This is a genomic window from Geodermatophilus sp. SYSU D01105 (genome assembly GCF_054050095.1).
The window spans coordinates 1-17,747 of record NZ_JBJGYR010000038.1 but is presented as its reverse complement, the minus strand read 5'-3'; the positions used below and the strand labels follow the sequence as shown (position 1 = coordinate 17,747).

At 76.7% G+C, this 17,747-nt stretch carries 20 protein-coding genes; 14 read left to right on the top strand and 6 right to left on the bottom strand.

Annotated features, from left to right (window positions below):
• Nucleotides 1-100 precede the first annotated feature (100 nt).
• Nucleotides 101-568: a RidA family protein gene (locus tag ACI79I_RS23555; protein WP_456994862.1), complete on the bottom strand. Its 468-nt coding sequence runs from the start codon at nt 566-568 to the stop codon at nt 101-103.
• Nucleotides 569-655: 87 nt separating this feature from the next.
• Between ACI79I_RS23555 and mug the strand changes: the two genes are divergently transcribed.
• A complete protein-coding gene (mug, locus tag ACI79I_RS23550; RefSeq protein ID WP_456994860.1) occupies nt 656-1,243 on the top strand; it encodes a G/U mismatch-specific DNA glycosylase in 588 nt (195 codons plus the stop codon).
• Here the strand turns inward: mug and ACI79I_RS23545 are convergent.
• Nucleotides 1,192-1,689, bottom strand: coding sequence for an N-acetyltransferase family protein (locus ACI79I_RS23545; protein WP_456994858.1), 498 nt, complete (start codon nt 1,687-1,689; stop codon nt 1,192-1,194). The two genes, mug and ACI79I_RS23545, sit on opposite strands and share 52 nt — an antisense overlap.
• 83 nt (nt 1,690-1,772) lie before the next feature.
• Here ACI79I_RS23545 and ACI79I_RS23540 point away from each other — a divergent pair, with 83 nt between their 5' ends.
• The 7 genes from ACI79I_RS23540 to ACI79I_RS23510 all read left to right on the top strand — a co-directional run bounded on the left by ACI79I_RS23540 (nt 1,773) and on the right by ACI79I_RS23510 (nt 10,291).
• Nucleotides 1,773-2,231, top strand: a complete 459-nt coding sequence (locus tag ACI79I_RS23540) for a winged helix-turn-helix transcriptional regulator (RefSeq protein ID WP_456994856.1) — start codon at nt 1,773-1,775, stop codon at nt 2,229-2,231.
• 231 nt (nt 2,232-2,462) lie between these two features.
• Nucleotides 2,463-3,815, top strand: coding sequence for a purine-cytosine permease family protein (locus ACI79I_RS23535; RefSeq protein ID WP_456994854.1), 1,353 nt, complete (start codon nt 2,463-2,465; stop codon nt 3,813-3,815).
• A gap of 25 nt (nt 3,816-3,840) precedes the next feature.
• A complete protein-coding gene (locus tag ACI79I_RS23530) occupies nt 3,841-5,391 on the top strand; it encodes a hydantoinase/oxoprolinase N-terminal domain-containing protein (RefSeq protein ID WP_456994852.1) in 1,551 nt (516 codons plus the stop codon).
• A 2-nt stretch (nt 5,392-5,393) separates the two neighbouring features.
• On the top strand, nt 5,394-6,467 hold the full coding sequence (locus ACI79I_RS23525; protein WP_456994850.1) for a DUF917 domain-containing protein: 1,074 nt from the start codon (nt 5,394-5,396) through the stop codon (nt 6,465-6,467).
• Nucleotides 6,464-7,591 carry a DUF917 domain-containing protein gene (locus ACI79I_RS23520; protein ID WP_456994848.1) on the top strand — a complete coding sequence of 376 codons (1,128 nt, stop codon included), beginning with the start codon at nt 6,464-6,466 and terminating at the stop codon, nt 7,589-7,591. Before ACI79I_RS23525 ends, ACI79I_RS23520 begins: the two co-directional genes overlap by 4 nt.
• A gap of 61 nt (nt 7,592-7,652) precedes the next feature.
• Nucleotides 7,653-8,729: a DUF917 domain-containing protein gene (locus tag ACI79I_RS23515; protein WP_456994846.1), complete on the top strand. Its 1,077-nt coding sequence runs from the start codon at nt 7,653-7,655 to the stop codon at nt 8,727-8,729.
• Nucleotides 8,726-10,291 (top strand): PucR family transcriptional regulator, encoded by a 1,566-nt coding sequence (locus tag ACI79I_RS23510; protein WP_456994844.1) that lies wholly within the window; start codon nt 8,726-8,728, stop codon nt 10,289-10,291. The genes ACI79I_RS23515 and ACI79I_RS23510 overlap by 4 nt, the downstream gene beginning before the upstream one ends.
• 5 nt (nt 10,292-10,296) lie before the next feature.
• On the opposite strand, the gene ACI79I_RS23505 is transcribed toward ACI79I_RS23510, so the two are convergent.
• On the bottom strand, nt 10,297-10,860 hold the full coding sequence (locus tag ACI79I_RS23505) for an endonuclease V (RefSeq protein ID WP_456994878.1): 564 nt from the start codon (nt 10,858-10,860) through the stop codon (nt 10,297-10,299).
• A gap of 403 nt (nt 10,861-11,263) precedes the next feature.
• On the opposite strand from ACI79I_RS23505, the gene ACI79I_RS23500 reads away from it, so the two are divergent.
• The gene (locus ACI79I_RS23500) at nt 11,264-11,755 is read left to right on the top strand and encodes a hypothetical protein (RefSeq protein ID WP_456994842.1); all 492 of its coding nucleotides are present in this window, start codon (nt 11,264-11,266) and stop codon (nt 11,753-11,755) included.
• 35 nt (nt 11,756-11,790) lie between these two features.
• On the opposite strand, the gene ACI79I_RS23495 is transcribed toward ACI79I_RS23500, so the two are convergent.
• Nucleotides 11,791-12,768: an SDR family NAD(P)-dependent oxidoreductase gene (locus ACI79I_RS23495; protein ID WP_456994840.1), complete on the bottom strand. Its 978-nt coding sequence runs from the start codon at nt 12,766-12,768 to the stop codon at nt 11,791-11,793.
• A gap of 117 nt (nt 12,769-12,885) precedes the next feature.
• Here ACI79I_RS23495 and ACI79I_RS23490 point away from each other — a divergent pair, with 117 nt between their 5' ends.
• From ACI79I_RS23490 to ACI79I_RS23480, 3 genes are all read left to right on the top strand, one after another.
• The gene (locus tag ACI79I_RS23490; RefSeq protein ID WP_456994838.1) at nt 12,886-14,262 is read left to right on the top strand and encodes an FAD-dependent oxidoreductase; all 1,377 of its coding nucleotides are present in this window, start codon (nt 12,886-12,888) and stop codon (nt 14,260-14,262) included.
• Between the two features lie 30 nt (nt 14,263-14,292).
• A complete protein-coding gene (locus tag ACI79I_RS23485) occupies nt 14,293-15,012 on the top strand; it encodes an SGNH/GDSL hydrolase family protein (protein ID WP_456994836.1) in 720 nt (239 codons plus the stop codon).
• 82 nt (nt 15,013-15,094) lie between these two features.
• The gene (locus ACI79I_RS23480; protein WP_456994834.1) at nt 15,095-15,682 is read left to right on the top strand and encodes a hypothetical protein; all 588 of its coding nucleotides are present in this window, start codon (nt 15,095-15,097) and stop codon (nt 15,680-15,682) included.
• A gap of 19 nt (nt 15,683-15,701) precedes the next feature.
• On the opposite strand, the gene ACI79I_RS23475 is transcribed toward ACI79I_RS23480, so the two are convergent.
• The gene (locus tag ACI79I_RS23475; RefSeq protein WP_456994832.1) at nt 15,702-16,541 is read right to left on the bottom strand and encodes a helix-turn-helix domain-containing protein; all 840 of its coding nucleotides are present in this window, start codon (nt 16,539-16,541) and stop codon (nt 15,702-15,704) included.
• 37 nt (nt 16,542-16,578) lie between these two features.
• On the opposite strand from ACI79I_RS23475, the gene ACI79I_RS23470 reads away from it, so the two are divergent.
• A complete protein-coding gene (locus ACI79I_RS23470; protein WP_456994830.1) occupies nt 16,579-17,136 on the top strand; it encodes a TIGR03086 family metal-binding protein in 558 nt (185 codons plus the stop codon).
• 28 nt (nt 17,137-17,164) lie between these two features.
• Here ACI79I_RS23470 and ACI79I_RS23465 read toward each other — a convergent pair whose 3' ends face one another.
• The gene (locus tag ACI79I_RS23465) at nt 17,165-17,356 is read right to left on the bottom strand and encodes a hypothetical protein (protein WP_456994828.1); all 192 of its coding nucleotides are present in this window, start codon (nt 17,354-17,356) and stop codon (nt 17,165-17,167) included.
• 159 nt (nt 17,357-17,515) lie between these two features.
• Between ACI79I_RS23465 and ACI79I_RS23460 the strand changes: the two genes are divergently transcribed.
• Entirely contained in the window at nt 17,516-17,671 is a 156-nt protein-coding gene (locus tag ACI79I_RS23460) for a hypothetical protein (protein WP_456994826.1), read from the top strand.
• Nucleotides 17,672-17,747: the final 76 nt, after the last annotated feature.

Below are 17,747 nucleotides of genomic sequence, written 5' to 3'. Positions count from 1 at the left end.
ACCTGGTCGGCCGCGGGTGGGCGAGGACGCCTTCGCGCCCGCGGGGTGAGGCACCTCCGGCGACGGGGCGCCTCCTCCAGGAGGCGCCCCGTCGCGCGTCTCAGCGCGGCGCGGCGAGGACGACGGCCTCGACCTCCACGGCGATGTCGAAGGGCAGCTCCGCCATCCCCACCGCGGAGCGGGCCGCCCGGCCGGCGTCGCCGAGGACGTCGGTGAGCAGGTCGGAGCAGCCGTCGACCACGGCCGGGATCTGGGTGAACCCGGGCGCGCAGTTCACCATCCCGAAGAGCTTGACCACCTGCCGCACCCGGTCCAGGTCGCCGAGCTCCGCCCGGAGCCGGCCGAGGACCTGCAGACCGGCGAGCCGCGCGGCCTCCCGCCCGGTGTCCAGGTCCAGCCCGCGCTCGCCGACCTTGCCGGTGAGCAGGCTCCCGTCCGGCCGCACCGGTCCCGTGCCGGAGAGGAACAGCAGGTCCCCGGCCCACGTGGCCGGGGCGTAGTTGGCGCGGGGGCTCATCGGCTCGGGCAGCTCGATGCCGAGCTCGCGCAGCCGGTCGTCGACGGTCATGGACCGACCCTGGCCCGGCGACCCGCCGTCCGCGAGCGGCCGGAGGTCCCGACCCCGTGCCCGCGGCCCCGGGGCTAGCCTCCCCTGGTGCCCGGCAAGCCGCTGCGGGACGTCGTCGCGCCCGACCTCGACGTCCTCTTCTGCGGCATCAACCCCTCGCTGCTGTCGGCGGCGCGCGGGCACCACTTCGCCCGGCCGGGCAACCGCTTCTGGCCGGCGCTGCACCTGGCCGGCCTCACCCCGCGGCGGATGACGCCCGACGAGGACGGCGAGCTGCCCCGGTACGGCCTCGGCGTGACCAACCTGGTGGACCGGCCCACCCGGACGGCGGCCGAGCTGACCCCCGACGAGCTGCGCGCGGGCGCTGCCGCGCTGGCCGACCTGGTCCGGCGGTACCGGCCGCGGGTGCTCGCCGTCCTCGGGGTCGGTGCCTACCGGACCGGCTTCGGCCGGCCGCGGGCGGTCCTGGGCCGGCAGGACGAGCGGATCGGCGGGGCGCACACCTGGGTGGTGCCGAACCCGAGCGGGCTCAACGCCCACTACCAGCTGCCCGACCTGGCCCGGCTGTACCGGGAGCTCGGGTCGGCGGCGAGCCGCCCGGGATGCGGCACTCCCTCCGGGGCTCAGGCCCCGGCGAGGGCCGACACGCGGGGCACGGGGGCGGAGACGGCGTAGACGCCGTCCGCGGCGCTCAGGGACGCGCCCGGCAGCAGCCGGCGGACCAGCCCGACGACGCGGTCGTTGTCGACCTGGACGTCGGCGGTGAGGGTCGCGACCCCGCGGCGTGCCGCCAGCTCCACCAGCTCGCGCAGGAGCTGGCGGCCGACGCCGACGCCCTGCCACCCGTCCTCGACGAGGACGGCGACCTCGGCCGTGGCCGGGTCGGCGGGGGAGCGGTCGTAGCGGGCCACCCCGACCACCTCGCCGCCCACCTCGGCGACCAGCGCCTCGCGCAGGTCGTGGTCCACCGCGACCAGCCGGGGGAGCGCGTCCGCCGGCGGGCGGTGCAGCGGCGCGTGGAAGCGGCGGTAGACCGTCTCGCGCGACAACCGGCTCCACAGCCGGCAGAACCGCGGCCCGTCGTCCTCCCGCACCGGCCTGGTGGCCAGCCCGATGTCCATCCCGACCTCCCTGAGTTCGAGAACCGAACTCTGCTCCGGTCGAGTGAGTTCGTCAAGTGAACCCAGCCGGGTAGACTGGCCTCGTGAGCGCAGCCGTGTGGGACCGGTCGCGGTGCTCGGTCGCGGGCACGCTGGCCGTCGTCGGTGAGAAGTGGAGCCTGCTCGTGCTGCGCGAGGCGTTCCTCGGCGTGCGCCGCTTCGCCGACTTCCAGCGTGTGCTCGGCGCGCCGCGGGCGGTGCTCACCGACCGGCTCGCCACCCTGGTGGACCAGGGGATCCTGCGGCGGGTGCCCTACCAGGCCCAGGGGGAGCGGCAGCGGCACGAGTACCGGCTCACGCAGAAGGGGGTCGACCTCCACCCGGCGCTGGTCGCGCTGATGGAGTGGGGGGACCGGTACCTGGCCGGGGAGGGGGACGCGCCGCTGGAGCTCCGGCACCGCGAGTGCGGCGAGCCGGTGCACCTGGCCCTGGTCTGCGAGGCCGGGCACGAGCTCTCCGGCGCCCGCGACGTCCGGCCCGTGCCCCGGGTCCCCGCCGGCTGAGCACTGCCGCCACCACGTCCGAGAGGGTCGTCCTCTGGGTCCTGCCACGCCGGCAGACGATCATCGACCAGGACGAGGACCGGAGCGACTGAGGGCGCCGCCGTCCCCGGCCCCGGGGTTCCGCTGTGCACACTGAACAGCGGCCGACCGGCGACCAGGCGGTCCGCACAGTGACCGGGAGCGGGATGCCTCCATAGCCTGCGGGCCTCCCACGCCCACCCGGAGGCCCCCATGGTTGCTGTTGGCACGGACGACTACGCCCTCGGCCGCGTCCCCCAGGACGCGCGCTACTCCTGGCGCTCGGTCGCGGTGCAGCGCTTCGGGCAGATCTCGGCCCTGAGCCAGTTCCTCCTCGGCTCGACGCTCGGCTTCGGCATGGGGTTCTGGGAGGCCTTCTGGGCCCTGACCCTCGGTGCGGTCATCCTCGAGGTGGTCGCCATCTTCGTCGGCGTGATGGGCGCCCGTGAGGGCATGCAGACCTCGCTGCTGGCCCGCTGGTCCGGCTTCGGCCACGGCGGCTCGTCCCTCGTCGGCCTGGCGATCGGGATCAGCCTGATCGGCTGGTTCGGCATCCAGTCGGCGGTGTCCGCCGAGGGGCTGGTGTCCCTGGTCGGCGTCCTGCCGGTCTGGGCGTGGTCGCTGGTCTTCGGCCTGGCCGTCACCCTCGTGGTGCTCTGGGGCTTCGGCTCGATGCAGTGGGTCGCCTACATCACCGTTCCGGCGTTCGTCCTCCTCGTCGGCTGGTCCATCGTCTCCGCGCTGCTCGACGTCGAGATCGGCGCGCTGGTCACCTCCCCGCCCCCCGGCCCGGAGCTGTCCCTGCTCCAGGGCACGACGCTGGTCGCGGGCGCGTTCATCGTCGGCGCCGTCATCACCCCGGACATGACCCGCTTCAACCGGTCGACCGCCGACGTCGTCAAGCAGACCGTCGTGGGCATCACCCTCGGCGAGTACGTCATCGGCCTGTCCGGCGTGCTGCTCGCCCACGCCGTGCAGTCCGCGGACATCATCACGATCGTCACCTCGTCGGTGGGCTGGGTCGGCACCCTCGTGATCATCCTGGGCACGCTGAAGATCAACGACTGGAACCTCTACAGCTCCGGCCTGGGCATCGTGAACTTCGTCGGCGCGGTCTTCGGCCGGCACGTCAACCGCGCGGCGGTCACCCTCGCCGTGGGCGTCGTCGGCAGCCTGCTGGCCGCCGGCGGCATCCTGCAGCGCTTCACCGACTTCCTCACCCTGCTCGGCGTCGCCTTCCCGCCGATCGCCGGGATCATGGTCGCCGAGTACTTCGTCGTGCGGCAGTGGCGCGGCGCGCTCGAGGAGTCCCGGGCCCGCGGCGCGGTGCCCGACGAGGCCCCCACGTGGGTGCCCGCGACCCTCGTCATCTGGCTGCTCAGCGCGCTGGTCGGGAAGTTCGTGACCTGGGGTCTGCCGTCGATCAACTCGCTGGTGGTCGCGATGGTCCTGTACGTGGTCGCGGGCAAGCTGGGGCTCGTCCGCGGGGTCGGGGTCTCCTACACCCGCGACCTGGCGGGCCCGCGCGTGCACACCGCCACCCCCGAGTCGTCGACGGCCGGCTGAGCCGGAACCCAGGAGGAGAACCACAGTGCGCATCGGCATCGACGTCGGCGGCACCAACACCGACGCGGTCCTCATGGACGGGTCCACCGTCCTCGCGGCGGTCAAGGCGCCGACCAGTGACGACGTGACCAGCGGCATCGTCGGCGCGCTCGACGGGCTGCAGGGCCAGCGGGCGTTCGACCCGGCCGACGTCCGGGCGGTGATGATCGGCACCACCCACTTCATCAACGCGCTGGTCGAGGGCCGCCGGCTGGCGCCGACCGCGGCGCTGCGGCTCGGCCTGCCGGCCACCGCCTCGCTGCCCCCGATGGTCGACTGGCCGCAGCGGCTGGTGGACGCGGTGAGGGGCCGGTCCTACCTGGCCCACGGCGGGCACGAGTTCGACGGACGGCACATCTCCGAGCTCGACGAGGACGAGCTGCGCCGGCACGCCGCGGACATGGGCGCCTCCGGCGTGCGCAGCGTGGCCATCTCCTCGGTGTTCTCCCCGGTCAACACCGAGTTCGAGCACCGGGCCGCGGCGGTGCTGGCCGAGGAGCTGGGCCCCGAGGTGGCGATCTCGCTGTCGTCGGAGATCGGCCGCATCGGCCTGCTGGAGCGGGAGAACGCCACGATCATCAACGCGGCGCTGCGCGAGCTGGCCACCGGCATCGTCGAGGGCCTGGCCAAGTCGGTCAGCGGCCACGGCATCACCGCGCCGATCTACCTGAGCCAGAACGACGGCACGCTGATGGACGTCGACTACGCCCGGCGCTACCCGGTCGCGACCTTCGCCTCGGGCCCGACCAACTCCATGCGCGGGGCGGCGGTCCTCTCCGGCCTGGGCACCTGCGCGGTCATCGACGTCGGCGGCACCACCAGCGACGTCGGGATCCTCACCAACGGGTTCCCGCGGGAGGCCACCACCGAGGTCGTGGTCGCCGGCATCCGCACCAACTTCCGGATGCCCGACGTTCTCAGCGTCGGCATCGGGGGCGGCAGCCTGGTCCGCGACGACGGCGGGGTGACCGTCGGCCCCGACTCCGTCGGGTACCGGCTCATCCAGGACGCGCTCGTCTTCGGCGGGCAGACGCTGACCGCCACCGACGTCGCGGTCGCCGCCGGCCGGGCGGTGATCGGCGACCCCGAGCGGGTCCGCTCGGTCGACCTCGACCTGGCCCGCCGGGCGCTCGAGCGGGTCGCCGTGGACGTCGCCGACGTCGTGGAGCGCATGCGCACCTCGCCCGAGCCGCTCCCGGTCGTCGCGGTCGGCGGCGGCTCGATCCTGCTGCCCGACGAGCTGCCCGGCCTCGGCGCGGTGCACCGGCCGGAGAACTACGCCGTCGCCAACGCCATCGGCGCGGCGATCGCCCAGGTGGGCGGGGAGGTGGACCGCATCTTCGCGATCGAGCCCGGACGCCGGGAGGCCGTCGTGGAGCAGGCCCGCGCCGAGGCGGTGGACCGGGCCGTGGCCGCCGGTGCCGACCCCTCGTCGGTGCAGGTGGTCGACTTCGACGAGGTGCCGATCCCGTACCTGCCCGGCAACGCGACACGGATCCGCTGCAAGGCCGTCGGCGACCTGCGGATGGAGGGCTGACGATGCGCAAGGTGACCCACGAGGACCTGGCCGACCTCGCCCGCGGGGCGGCGGTGCTCGGGACCGGGGGAGGAGGCGACCCGCACGTCGGGCGGCTGCTCGCCGAGGCGGCGCTGCGCGAGCACGGCCCGGTGTCGCTGGTCGACGTGGCGGAGGTTCCCGACGACGCGGTCGTCGTCCCGGTCGCGATGATGGGCGCCCCCACCGTGATGGTGGAGAAGTTGCCGTCGTCGGACCAGGTCGGCACGGCCGTGCAGGCCCTGGCGACCTACCTCGGGCGCACGCCCACGCACCTGGCCTGCATCGAGGCCGGCGGCGTCAACTCGACCATCCCCTTCGTCGCCGCGGCCCAGCTGGGGCTGCCGCTGGTCGACGGCGACGGCATGGGCCGGGCCTTCCCGGAGCTGCAGATGGTGCTGCCCACCCTGGGCGGCATCGCGGCGACGCCCATGTCGATCGTCGACGAGAAGGGCAACCGCGGGGTCCTCGACACCATCTCCAACCACTGGGCCGAGCGGCTGGCCCGCACCGCCACCATCGACATGGGCTGCTCGACGATCGTCTCCCTCTACGCCATGAGCGGCAGCCAGCTCCGCGACAACTACGTGCCCGGGACGCTGTCGCTGTGCACCGAGGTGGGCCGGGCCATCACCGCCGCCCGCGAGGCGCACGCCGACCCCGTCGCCGCGGTGACCGGCGTGCTCGGCGGCCGCGTCGTCCACACCGGCAAGGTGGTCGACGTCGCCCGCCGCACGGCCACCGGCTTCGCCCGCGGCGAGGGCGTCGTCGAGGGGACCGGCGCCGACGCCGGTCACCGGATGGTGCTGCACTTCCAGAACGAGCACCTGATCGCCGAGCGCGACGGCGTCATCGAGGCCACCACGCCGGACCTGATCATCGTGCTGGAGGCCGACACCGGGGAGCCGATCACCACCGAGTCGCTGCGGTTCGGGCAGCGGGTCGCCGTGCTGGCGGCCCCGTGCGACCCGCGCTGGCACAGCGCCGCGGCCCTGGAGCTGGTCGGCCCGCGGTACTTCGGCTACGACACCGAGCCGGTGCGGGCGGTCCCGGCATGAGCTGGCAGCTCGGGCCGGGGCAGCTCGCCGACCTCGCGCGGGGCGCCGCCCTGCTGGGCACCGGGGGCGGTGGCGACCCCTTCATCGGCCGCCTCCTGGTCGAGCAGGCCATGGCCGGGAGCGGCCCGGTCACCGTCCTCGACCCCGAGGAGGTCGACGACGACGCCCTGGTCATCCCCACCGCGCAGATGGGGGCGCCCACCGTCGTCGTCGAGAAGATCCCCCGCGGCACCGAGCCGGTGGCCGCGCTGCGCGCCCTGGAGCGGCACCTCGGCCGGACGGCGCAGGCCACCATGCCGATCGAGTGCGGCGGCATCAACTCGATGATCCCGCTGCTGGTGGCCGCCCGGACCGGCCTGCCGGTGGTCGACGCCGACGGCATGGGCCGGGCCTTCCCGGAGCTGCAGATGGAGACCTTCTCCGTCTACGGGGTCCGCGGCTCGCCCCTGGCCATCGCCGGCGAGAACGACGAGACGGCGATCATCGACACCGGCACGGACAACCGGCGGATGGAGTCCTTCGCCCGGGCGATCACCATCCGCCTCGGCGGGGTCGGGCACATCGCCGAGTACGCCATGACCGGCGCCGAGGTCCGCCGGACCGCCGTCCCGCGCACCATCTCCCTGGCGCTGTCCCTGGGGACGGCGATCCGGGAGGCCCGCGCGGAGCACCGCGACCCCGTGGCCGCGCTGCGCGACGCGCTGGCCCCGACGCTCTACAGCCAGCTCCGGGTGCTGTTCCGGGGCACGGTCGTCGACGTCGAGCGGCGCACCGTGGAGGGCTTCGCCCGCGGCCGCGCGAGGTTCCGCGGCGAGGGCGGCGACTCGGTCCTGGAGATCGCCTTCCAGAACGAGAACCTGGTCGCGACGGTCGACGGGGTGGTGCGCTGCCTGGTGCCCGACCTGATCGTGGTCCTCGAGGCCGACACCGCCGAGCCGATCACCACCGAGGGACTGCGCTACGGCCAGCGGGTGACCGTCGTCGGCATCTCGACGCCGGAGCTCATGCGGACACCCGAGGCACTGGCCACGTTCGGCCCGTCCGCGTTCGGTCTCGACGAGGAGTTCCGCCCCGTCGAGAGCCGGGCGGAGGACGCCGACCCGGTGGGCGCGGGCCCGGTCTGAGCAGGCGGCCGGCCCGGGCGCGCGACCGGTCGCCGGCCGAGGGGGTGGCACGATCCTGCGCATGCGGTCGGCACCGGCGTTGCGCCGCCTCACGGCGGCCGACGTGCCGCCGCTGGAGCTGGGCGTCTCCCTGCTGGGCTCCGGCGGCGGCGGCGACGCGGGGATGCTCGCGCACGTCCTGCGCCGGGGCCTGGACGGCGGCTCGCTGCCGGTCCTGGACCCCGGCGACCTCGGGGACGCGCCCGTCGTCCCGGTGGGGGTCATCGGCGCCACCCGGGTCTTCGCCGAGAAGCTGCCGGACGGCACCGAGTTCGCCCAGGCCGTGGCCGCCGTCTCCCGGTGGACCGGACGGCGCCCGGCGGCGGTGATGGACCTCGAGGTGGGCGGCCTCAACGGGCTCAGCGGCGCGGTGGCCGCCCTCGACCTCGGCCTGCCCCTCGTCGACGCCGACCTCATGGGCCGCGCGCTGCCCCGGCTCGACCAGTTCACCTGGGCCGCCTGCGGGCAGCCCATGACGCCCTGCGTGGTGCGCGAGCCCGGCGGGCGCACCCTGCTGGTCGACGGGGCGGCCGCGCCGGGGCTCGAGCGCAGCATCCGGGCGATGCTGGCCGAGTCCGGCGGCTGGGCCGCGCTGGCGCTGCCGCCGGTCGCGGCGCGCGACATCCCGGCGACCTGCGTGACCGGCGGCCTGGCCCGGGCGGCCGCCCTCGGCCGGGCCGCGGGGCGCCTGCCCTCCACGCCGGACCGCGCCGCGCTGGCCGGAGCGCTCGGCGGCCGGGTGCTCGCCTCCGGGCGCGTGGTCGACGTCGACCGGCACGGGGTGTCCGGCGGGTTCGCCCGCGGCAGCGTCACCGTGGTCGACACCGGGAACGGCGCGGTGCTGCGGCTGGAGTCCGAGAACGAGTTCCTGGTGGCGCTGCGCGACGGCGAGCCGGTGGTCACCTGCCCCGACCTGCTCTGCGCCCTGGACCGGCGGACCGGCCGGCCGCTCGCCGTCGACACGGTGCGCACCGGCAACGAGGTGGTGGTCCTGGCCCTCCCCGGGCCGGCGTGGTGGCTGCGCACCGGGCACCTGGCGCGGGTGGGCCCGCGGGCCTTCGGGATCGACTGCGACCCGGTGCTCATGGAGGGCGCGTGAGCACTCCTGGCGGGGAGGCCACGCTGGCCGGCCTGCTCGCGGCGCCGGAGTGGAGCGGGGTCCGCCTCCTGACCGGTGACCCGGCGCGGGCCCTCTCCGGCGTGAGCGTCGTCCCCGGGCCCGAGGTGCCCGAGGACGCCTGCCCCGGCCGGCTGGTCGTCGTCCTCGACGGCCTCGACCGCGCCGACTGGCGGCTGGACGTGCTCGTCCGCCGGGTGCGAGCGGCCGGCGCCGCCGCCCTGCTGGTCCCCGGGGTCGAGCCGCTGCGCCGGGCCACGCAGGCCCTCGCCGACCGGCTCGGGCTGCCGGTCGTGGGCGGCCCGGACCCCCTGGAGTCCGGCCTCGCCGCCCGCTCCCTGCTGTCCCGGCCGGAGGAGGTGCGCGCCCGGTCGGTGCTGCGGACGGCGATGGCCTGCCGGCGGGCGGGCGGCACCGTGGCCGACCTCGTCGGGGAGGTGCACCGCGTGCTGCGCCGGCCGGTGGCGCTGCTCGACGCCAGCGGGCACGTCACCGCGGGCGAGGGCCCCCGCACCGAGGAGGACCGGGCCGCCCTCGGCGCGGCGCTCAGCACCCGGCGCACCCCCGGGGAGGACGCGCGGGTGCCCCTGCCCTCCGGCGCGGTCGTGCTGGCCGCCCCCGTCGCGGTGCCGGGCGGGCGGACGACGGCGTGGGCCGCGGCCACCCTGACCACGCCGCTGGCCGCGGAGGAGGCCGCGGTCGCGGCGGCGCTCGGGGTGGCGGCGATCGGCGTCGGCCACCGACTGGCGGTGCGCCGGCTGGCCGTCGAGCGGGACGCCCGCGCGCGCACGGCGCTGCTCGGCGAGGTGCTCAACGCCGGCGGCGAGCTCAGCGTGGCCACCCGGCGGCGAGCGGTGGCGGCCGGCTGGTCGCTGGAGGGGTGGCACATCGCCGCCCGGATCGGGGTCACCGGCGAGGTGGACACCGTCGGGCTGCGGCCGGAGGTGGTCGCCGCCCTCGACCGCCAGGGCGTCCGGGCGGTGGTCGTGGAGGCCCAGGACGGGTGGTCGGCCTGGACCACGATGCCGCTGGAGCCCAGCGCCGCCGACGTCCAGGCGCACGCGGCGGCGCTGCGGCGCGCCCAGCGCGAGCTCACCGCGGTGGTGGAGACGCAGGTGGGCGTCGGGCGCGCCCACCCCGGGCCCGGCGGGCTGCCCCGGAGCCTCGCGGAGGCCTCCGACGCCAGCCGCCTGGCCGCGGCCCGGCCGCACACCGGCCGGTTCGTGCACGTCGACCGCCTGGGCCTCGCGCAGCTGCTGCTCGCCTGGACGCGCACCGACACCTTCCAGCCGGCCGCCCGCACCCTGCTCGAGCCGCTGCAGGAGCAGCCCGGGGAGCTGCTGGCCACCCTGGGCGCCTACCTGGACGCGGAGTCCTCGATCGCCGAGACCGCGGCCGTGCTCGGCGTGCACCGCAACACCGTCGCCGCGCGGGTGGCCCGCATCCAGCAGCTGCTCGCCGTCGACCTGCAGGACCCGGAGCAGCGACTGGCCCTCCACCTGGCCTGCCGGACGGTCGGCGTCGCCGAGAACGGGCGGGCCTGAGCCGGTCAGCGCACCGCGCCGGCCCGGGTCTCGCGGGCGAGGCGGCGGGCCTCCCGCAGCGGCTGCGGCGTGCGCACCCCGGTGCCCGTGGCGAGGACGACGTCGGCGGCCGTGGCCGCGGTCGTGCGCCAGGCCGCGGCGGCGACCACCGGGCGGACCCCGGTCGCGGTCCGGACCCACCGCGCGACCTCCTCCCCGTCCAGCAGCAGCGCAGCGGTGTCCCCCCGCCGCGGCCCGGGGGCGGGACCGCGAGCCAGCAGCGGGACGTCGGTGACGCCCACGGTGGGCAGGTCCAGCACCGCACCCAGGTGCAGGGCGAGGCCGGCGCGGCGGGGGTGGTCCCGGCCGGTGGCGGCGAGCAGCAGCACGTCGGGGGAGACGCCCAGCCCCTCGACGGCCCCGGCCAGCAGCGGGCCCTCGCGCACCACGAGCAGGGAGGGGACGTAGGGCGCGGCAGGGGTCCCCTCGACGACGCGCGCGGCGAGCACCTGCCCTCCGCACACTGACACCGCCGCGGCCCAGCAGCGCTCTCCGTCGGCGGCGGAGACGGCGACGGCCGCCGCGACCAGCGGAGGGCCCGCGCCCGGCGTCCACGCCCGGGGCCGCAGCGCCCCGAGCCGCCGCTGCTCGGCCGCCGCGTCGTCAGGGCTGTCGGGCCAGCGGGCGCTCGTCGCGGCGCTCAGACCGGCGGCGGGCCCTCCGGAGGAGGGGCGGTCGGGTCGGTGGGACCCGGCTGCGGCACCGGCGCCGGACCGGGCGGCGAGACCGGGTCCATCGGCGACGGGGCGGGCGAGGGCGGCTGCGGACCGGGGAGGGGCGGCGAGGTCATGGGTGGGCTCCTACCCGGTGCCCGGTCGCCGGTCACCCTGCCGCGGCGCAGCGTCTTTCGTCCCGGCGACGTCGACGGGACCATCGGGTGCACCCGGCGGGCACGCACCGCCGGAGCCCGGCCCCACCCCGAGGAGGTGTCCCGTGCGCCGTGCCGTGACCGCCCTGCTGGCGTGGTTCGCGCTCTACGGCCTGGCCGTCGGCGCCTGGCAGGCGTTCGCGCCGCGCTCCTTCTTCGACGACTTCCCCGGCCTCGGCCGGCACTGGGTGGACGTCGACGGCCCCTACAACGAGCACCTGCTGCGCGACGTGGGCCAGGGCAACCTGGGCTTCGGGGTGCTGGCGCTGGTCGCGCTGGTGACCGGCGGCGTGTGGCTGGCCCGCGCCACCGGCCTCGCGGCGGTGGTGGCCTACCTGCCCCACCAGCTCTACCACCAGCAGCACCTCGACGTGCTCGAGACGGCGAGCGACCGGGTGCTGCAGACGGTGACACTCAGCCTGGTCTCGGTCACGGCGGTCCTGCTGACCGTCCTGGCCTTCCGCCTCCCGGCCACCCCCGTGGGCACCGGCCGGCACGCGGAGAGGCAGGTCCCCGCGGGGAGCGCCGGCAGCCGGCCGGGCGCCGGGCCCCGCTGACCCCCGGCCCGCGCTGACCCACGGCCCGTGAGGGGTCACCGCAGCCGTCGGCGGGCCGGGCGGGCGGCCGCCGCGGCGCCGACCAGGGCCAGGGACGCCGCGGCGAGGCGGGCCCGGCGCCGCTGCGGCCGGCCCCAGTCGCCGCGGGGCTCGGCCGGCCCCGGCACCGGGCCGAACAGGGCACCGGGATCCGGGGGCGCGGGAGGACCCGAGCCGAGCAGGTACCGCCGGCCCAGCCGCGCCGCGAGGCGCACGGCCCGGTCGGGGGCCAGCGCGTAGGGCACGGCGACGCCGTTGAGGGCCCCGACCCGGACGGAGCGCCGTGGGCGGGTCACGAGCCCGACGATCCGCCGCGCGACGCGCTCGGGCGGCACGACCGGCGGCACCGGCCGCAGCGCCCGGCCGGTCCAGTTGCCCGACGCCAGGGGGGTGGGGGTGTCGACGAAGGCCGGGTAGACCCCGCACACGGCGACGCGCGAGCGGACGGCGAGCTCGGCGCGCAGCGCGTCGGTGAAGCCGGCCACCCCGTACTTCGCGGCGCTGTAGCTCGCGGCCCACGGCGCGGGCAGCCGGCCGCCGATCGACACCACGTTGACGATCACGCCCGTGCCGCCCGCGGCCAGCATGCGGGGGACCGCGGCCGCGCACCCGTGCAGCACCCCGAGCAGGTCGACCTCCACCAGCCGGGCGTGCACCCCCACCGGGATCTCCTCGAACGGTCCCCACAGGCTGGTGCCGGCGTCGTTCACCCAGACGTCGATGCGGCCGAACCGCGCCACGGCCGCCTCGGCCAGCCGCTCGACCTGCGCGGCCTCGGTGACGTCGGTCGGCACGGGGAGCACCTCGGCGCCCAGGGCGGTGCAGCTCACCGCGGCCGCGGCCAGCCGCGACTGCTCGCGGGCGGCCAGCACCAGGCGCGCGCCGGCGCCGGCGAACGCGCGGGCGGTGGCCAGCCCGATGCCGCTGGACGCCCCGGTGAGGACGACGACGGATCCGGCCACCGTGCGGGTCATCGGGGTCCTCCTCCGGCAGCCGGCGCACCGCCCCGCTACCCGCGTCCGGCCCCGCGCACCCCTCGTCGGGACGGCCTCGAGCGGCGACCGCCCGCCGGGTCGCCTACGTTCCCGGACGTGGGCACGCGGGTGGTGGTGGTGGGTGGGGACGCAGCCGGTGGCAGCGCCGCCTCCCAGGCGAAGAAGCGGCAGCGGGGCCTCGACGTCGTGATGTTCGAGCGGGGGCGGGCGACGTCCTACTCCGCGTGCGGCATCCCGTACTGGATCAGCGACGCGGTCGACTCGGAGGCGGACCTGGTCGCCCGCACGCCCGAGCAGCACCGCGCCGCGGGCATCGACGTCCGGATGCGGACCGAGGTCGTCGGGATCGACCTGGACCGCCGCGTGGTCGCCTGGCGGGAGCTCGACGGCGGCCGGGAGGGCACCGAGCCCTTCGACGAGCTGGTCTACGCGACCGGCAGCGTCCCCATGCGGCCGCCGGTGCCGGGCATCGACGCCGCCGGCGTGTACGGCGTCCAGGTGCTCGACGACGGCGTGGCGCTGCGGGCGGAGTTGGAGGGTGGCGACGTCCGCCGGGTGGTCGTGGTCGGCGGCGGCTACATCGGCCTGGAGATCGCCGAGGCCTGCCGCATCCGCGGGCTGGAGGTCACCGTCGTCGACCGCTCGGCCACGCCGGTGGGCACCTTCGACCCCGACGTCGGGGAGTTCATCGCCGACGCCGTCCGCAGCGAGGGCATCGAGCTGGTGATGTCCGACCCGGTCGCGGCCATCGAGGTCGACCGGAGCGGCCGCGCCCGGGCGGTGGTCACCGCGAGCGGCAAGGAGCTGCCGGCCGACCTGGTGGTCCTGGGCCTGGGTGTGCGGCCGGACGTGCGCCTGGCCCGGGAGGCGGGCATCCCGCTCGGGGTGTCCGGCGGCGTCGCCGTCGACGTGCGGATGCACACCGACGCCGAGGGCGTGTGGGCCGCCGGGGACTGCGTCGAGTCGCGGCACCGGCTCACCGGCCAGCGGGTGGTGGTGGCGCTGGGCACCCACGCCAACAAGCAGGGCCGGGTGGCGGGGATCAACATCGGCGGCGGGTACGCCACGTTCCCCGGGGTCATCGGCACGGCGATCACCAAGGTCTGCGAGGTGGAGGCCGCGCGCACCGGCCTGTCCGAGGCCGAGGCGACCGCGGCGGGGTACTCCTACGTCACCGCCTCGGTCGACTCCACGACCAAGGCCGGGTACTTCCCCGGTGCCCAGCCGATCCGGGTGAAGATGATCGCCGAGCGGCGCAGCGGCCAGCTGCTGGGCGCGCAGATCGTCGGCAAGGAGGCGGCGGCCAAGCGCATCGACGCGCTGGCGATCTGCATCTGGAACGAGATGGGGGTCGACGAGATCCTCTCCCTGGACCTCTCCTACGCCCCGCCGTTCGCGCCGGTGTGGGACCCGGTCCTCATCGCCGCCCGCAAGGCGTTCGAGGCCGTGGAGGCCGACGTCCGCCTGCTGTAGCGGTCACGGACGACGGGCGGAGGACGGCACATGGCGGACGGCGCAGGCCCGGGGTACGTCGCCCTGGGCGACTCCATCTCCATCGACGACTACGCGGGCGGTCCCGGCCGGGGAGGTGCCAGCCTGCTGTTCGCCAACCGCGACGAGGACTTCCCCGAGTGGCGCGGGCGCGACCTGGTGACCGCGGACCCGGCGACCGCCTTCACGATGCTGGCCACCGACGGCGCGACCACCCGCACCCTCCTCGACGTGCAGCTGCCCCGGCTGGCGGCGCTGGGGACCCGCCCGTCGCTGGTCACCGTGACGATCGGCGGCAACGACCTGCTCGGCGCGTACGGCGACACGGCGGCGGCGCGGGCGACGGTCGCCCGGGTGGCGTCCGCCGCGGACCGTGCGCTGGCCGAGATCGCCCGGCTCTCGGCGCCGGGGGCGCGGATCGTGCTGGGCACGGTGTACGACCCCAGCGACGGCACCGGCGACGCGGCGCGGATGGGGCTGCCGCCCTGGCCCGACGCGGTCGCGGTGCTCGGCGAGCTCAACGACGCGCTGCGCGCCACCGCCGGCCGGCACGGCGTCCGTGTCGCCGAGATAGCCGAGGAGTTCCGCGGCCACGGCCTGCTCGCCGGGGACCCCGCGCGGCCGGAGGCGCGCCCGCCGGACCGGGCGTCGTGGTTCTGCCGGGTCATCGAGCCCAACGCCTGGGGCGCCTCGGGTGTCCGGGCGGCGTTCTGGACGGCGCTGGCCTCGTGAGGCCGGCCGGCAGTTACCCGGTGGCCGCACGGGGGTAGGGCCCGGGCAGGGATCCGGGACGCCGACCGAGCCAGGGGGACCCATGACGACAGGCAGCGACAACCACTTCCTCGCCCAGGCGGTGCACGACCTGGGCTCCGCCCTCTGGCTCGGCGGCGCGGTGATGGGGATCGCCGGGGTCAACAAGTCCGGCAGCGAGCTCAGCCAGGGCATCGACCGGATCCGGGTGGCCAGTTCGGCCTGGGGCCGGTACGCCCCCGCCCAGTGGGGCGGCATCGCCGCCACGCTGCTGGCCGGCCTGCGGCTCACGCAGGTCGGCGGACGCCGGATGGCGTTGCAGCAGGGCTTCGCGACGGTCGGTGCGCTCAAGGCGGGGCTGGCCGTGGCCGGCGCCGGCGCGACCGCGTACGCCGCCTACACCGGCAGCCGCATCGGCAAGGTGGCGGAGGAGCTCGAGCAGCGGGGTACGCCGGTCGAGGTCAAGGACGCCACCCTGCCGACCGCGGGGACCCCGGAGGAGCTCGCGAAGTGGCAGCGGCGCCAGCGGGTGACGCAGTTCGCCGTCCCGGCGCTGGCCGGGGCCAACATCGTCTGCGGGTCGTGGCTGGTGCAGTCCTACCGGACCGTCGCCACCGCGAAGGGCGTGCTCCGTCGGCTGCTGCCCGACTGAGGGCGGACCGGCTCCGGCGTCAGCCGGCGTAGCGGGCGGCGAACTCGCGGGGCGTCATCGCGGTGACCCGCGCGAAGTCGCGGCTGAAGTGCGGCTGGTCGGCGTACCCGAGGACGGCGGCCACCTCGGCGAGGGTCGTGGAGCCGGCACGGAGCCGCTGGGCCGCCTCCTGCAACCGGCGGCGCTGGATGAGCCACTTCGGCGTCAGACCCAGCCGGCGGTGCACCAGCCGCTGCAGCGCCCGCTCCGACAGGCCGAACCGCGCACAGACCTGGGCCACCCGGATCACCCCGGCGTCCTCTTCGACGAAGGCCACCACGCGGTTGACCAGGTCGCCCTCGGCGTCGACGGGGAGCAGCGGGCGCAGCGCGTCGGCGAAGGCCGCCATGGCGGCCCGGTGCGCCGCCGGCGAGGCCGGGTCGGGGGCCATGGCGGCGCGTACGCGGCCGGTCAGCCGGGTCCCCTCCGCACCCAGGACCTCGGCGAGGTCGACGTGCCGGTCGGTGTGGGCGGCCATCGGCGTCCGCGCCACGAGGTACCCGGCCGCGGGGGCGCACATGAGCCCGACCGCCCAACCCTGCCCGGTGAGGGTGGTCGTGGACAGCCCCGAGACGACGCCGTAGAAGCGCGCGTACCCGGGTGAGACGACCAGCAGGGCCACCGGGTACTGCAGGACCCGCTGCGGCGCCTCCTGCCCGGGAGCCACCGACCAGACCGGGATCCAGAACCGCTGGAGGAGACCGGCGAACTCGGGGTCGACCGGGTACCGGTGCATCACGTGGGACGCGTCGCGGGGATCGCGCAGGTGGGCGCGGTCGATGGCGTCCAGCGGCGCCGCCGGGGGCGTGTCGGGTTTCATCAAGACCGCACCCTGCCGTGCTGCCTACCGTTCGGCCATGACCGACACCGCGAGTTCCTACGAGGCCGCCGACCGGCCGCTGACCGCCGTCCTCGACGCCGTCCTCGACGCCGTCCCCCACGAGGCGTGGACCGCACCGTCACCCTGCGAGGGGTGGTCGGCGCGGGACGTCGTCCGGCACATGGTGGAGACGCAGCGGGGGTTCCTGACCGGCCGCGGCGTGGAGCTGGGCGAGCAGCCCGACGTCGACGCCGACCCGGCCGCCGCCTGGCGGGAGCACGCCCGGCGGGTCGCTGCGGCCATCGCCGACGACGCCGTCGCCGGCGCCGCGTTCGACGGCTTCTTCGGGCCGACGACCGTCGGTGCCGCGTTCGAGCAGTTCTACGTCTGGGACATGCTGGTGCACCGCTGGGACGTGGCGCGGTCCACGGGCGTCGAGGCCGGCTTCACCGACGAGGAGCTGGACCGGATCGAGCAGGGGGTGGAGGGCTTCGGCGACGCGCTCTACATGGAGGGCATCTGCGCGCCGGCGGTCGAGGCGCCCGCGGACGCCGACCGGGCCACCCGCGTGCTGGCGCGGCTCGGGAGGGCGTGACGCGGCTCGGTCCCGCTGCCGCGCGACCTCAGGCCGCCGGGCGGGTGCGTGCCCAGCGCGCCTCGAGCCACTCGTTGAGGCGGGCCTCGGCCGCCTGGCAGGCGGTGAAGGCGGCGATGCTCGGCGACTCGGCGAAGGCCGATCGTGCGACGCCGAGGTCTCGGTGGGCCTCGGCGATCTGCTGGTCGATCTCGGACACGGGGACGGCGGTGGTGACCACGGCGGCTCCCTGGCGGTCGGACGGGCCGGGACCGTCTCGCCCGGGGCCTGTGCCCCTGTGGTACCCGGGCTGCGCCGCTCAACCCCCTCGACGAGCGGGGGTGTGCCCGACTACCGGCCGGGGCACCCCGGGGGGACGACCCGGAACGAGGAGGACGCGATGAGTGAGCCGACGGACGCCGGACGGCAGGACCAGGAGCCGGAGGGCTCGCACGCGAGCGTCGGGCAGCAGCCCGAGCGCGCCGGCGGCGGCCGCACCGACGGCGAGACCACGGTCGACGACGCGATGGGCCAGGGCGACGCCCCCGGGGAGTGACCCCGGGACGGGGGGGGGGGGGGGGGGGGGGGGGGGGGGGGGGGGGGGGGGGGGGGGGGGGGGGGGGGGGGGGGGG

Excerpts from the sequence above, each read along its gene's own strand:
- ACI79I_RS23555 (WP_456994862.1), bottom strand. The coding sequence starts at position 568 with ATGACCGTCGACGACCGGCTGCGCGAGCTCGGCATCGAGCTGCCCGAG.
- ACI79I_RS23545 (WP_456994858.1), bottom strand. The coding sequence starts at position 1,689 with ATGGACATCGGGCTGGCCACCAGGCCGGTGCGGGAGGACGACGGGCCG.
- ACI79I_RS23535 (WP_456994854.1), top strand. The coding sequence starts at position 2,463 with ATGGTTGCTGTTGGCACGGACGACTACGCCCTCGGCCGCGTCCCCCAG.
- ACI79I_RS23525 (WP_456994850.1), top strand. The coding sequence starts at position 5,394 with ATGCGCAAGGTGACCCACGAGGACCTGGCCGACCTCGCCCGCGGGGCG.
- ACI79I_RS23520 (WP_456994848.1), top strand. The coding sequence starts at position 6,464 with ATGAGCTGGCAGCTCGGGCCGGGGCAGCTCGCCGACCTCGCGCGGGGC.
- ACI79I_RS23515 (WP_456994846.1), top strand. The coding sequence starts at position 7,653 with ATGCGGTCGGCACCGGCGTTGCGCCGCCTCACGGCGGCCGACGTGCCG.
- ACI79I_RS23495 (WP_456994840.1), bottom strand. The coding sequence starts at position 12,768 with ATGACCCGCACGGTGGCCGGATCCGTCGTCGTCCTCACCGGGGCGTCC.
- ACI79I_RS23485 (WP_456994836.1), top strand. The coding sequence starts at position 14,293 with ATGGCGGACGGCGCAGGCCCGGGGTACGTCGCCCTGGGCGACTCCATC.
- ACI79I_RS23480 (WP_456994834.1), top strand. The coding sequence starts at position 15,095 with ATGACGACAGGCAGCGACAACCACTTCCTCGCCCAGGCGGTGCACGAC.
- ACI79I_RS23475 (WP_456994832.1), bottom strand. The coding sequence starts at position 16,541 with ATGAAACCCGACACGCCCCCGGCGGCGCCGCTGGACGCCATCGACCGC.
- ACI79I_RS23470 (WP_456994830.1), top strand. The coding sequence starts at position 16,579 with ATGACCGACACCGCGAGTTCCTACGAGGCCGCCGACCGGCCGCTGACC.
- ACI79I_RS23460 (WP_456994826.1), top strand. The coding sequence starts at position 17,516 with ATGAGTGAGCCGACGGACGCCGGACGGCAGGACCAGGAGCCGGAGGGC.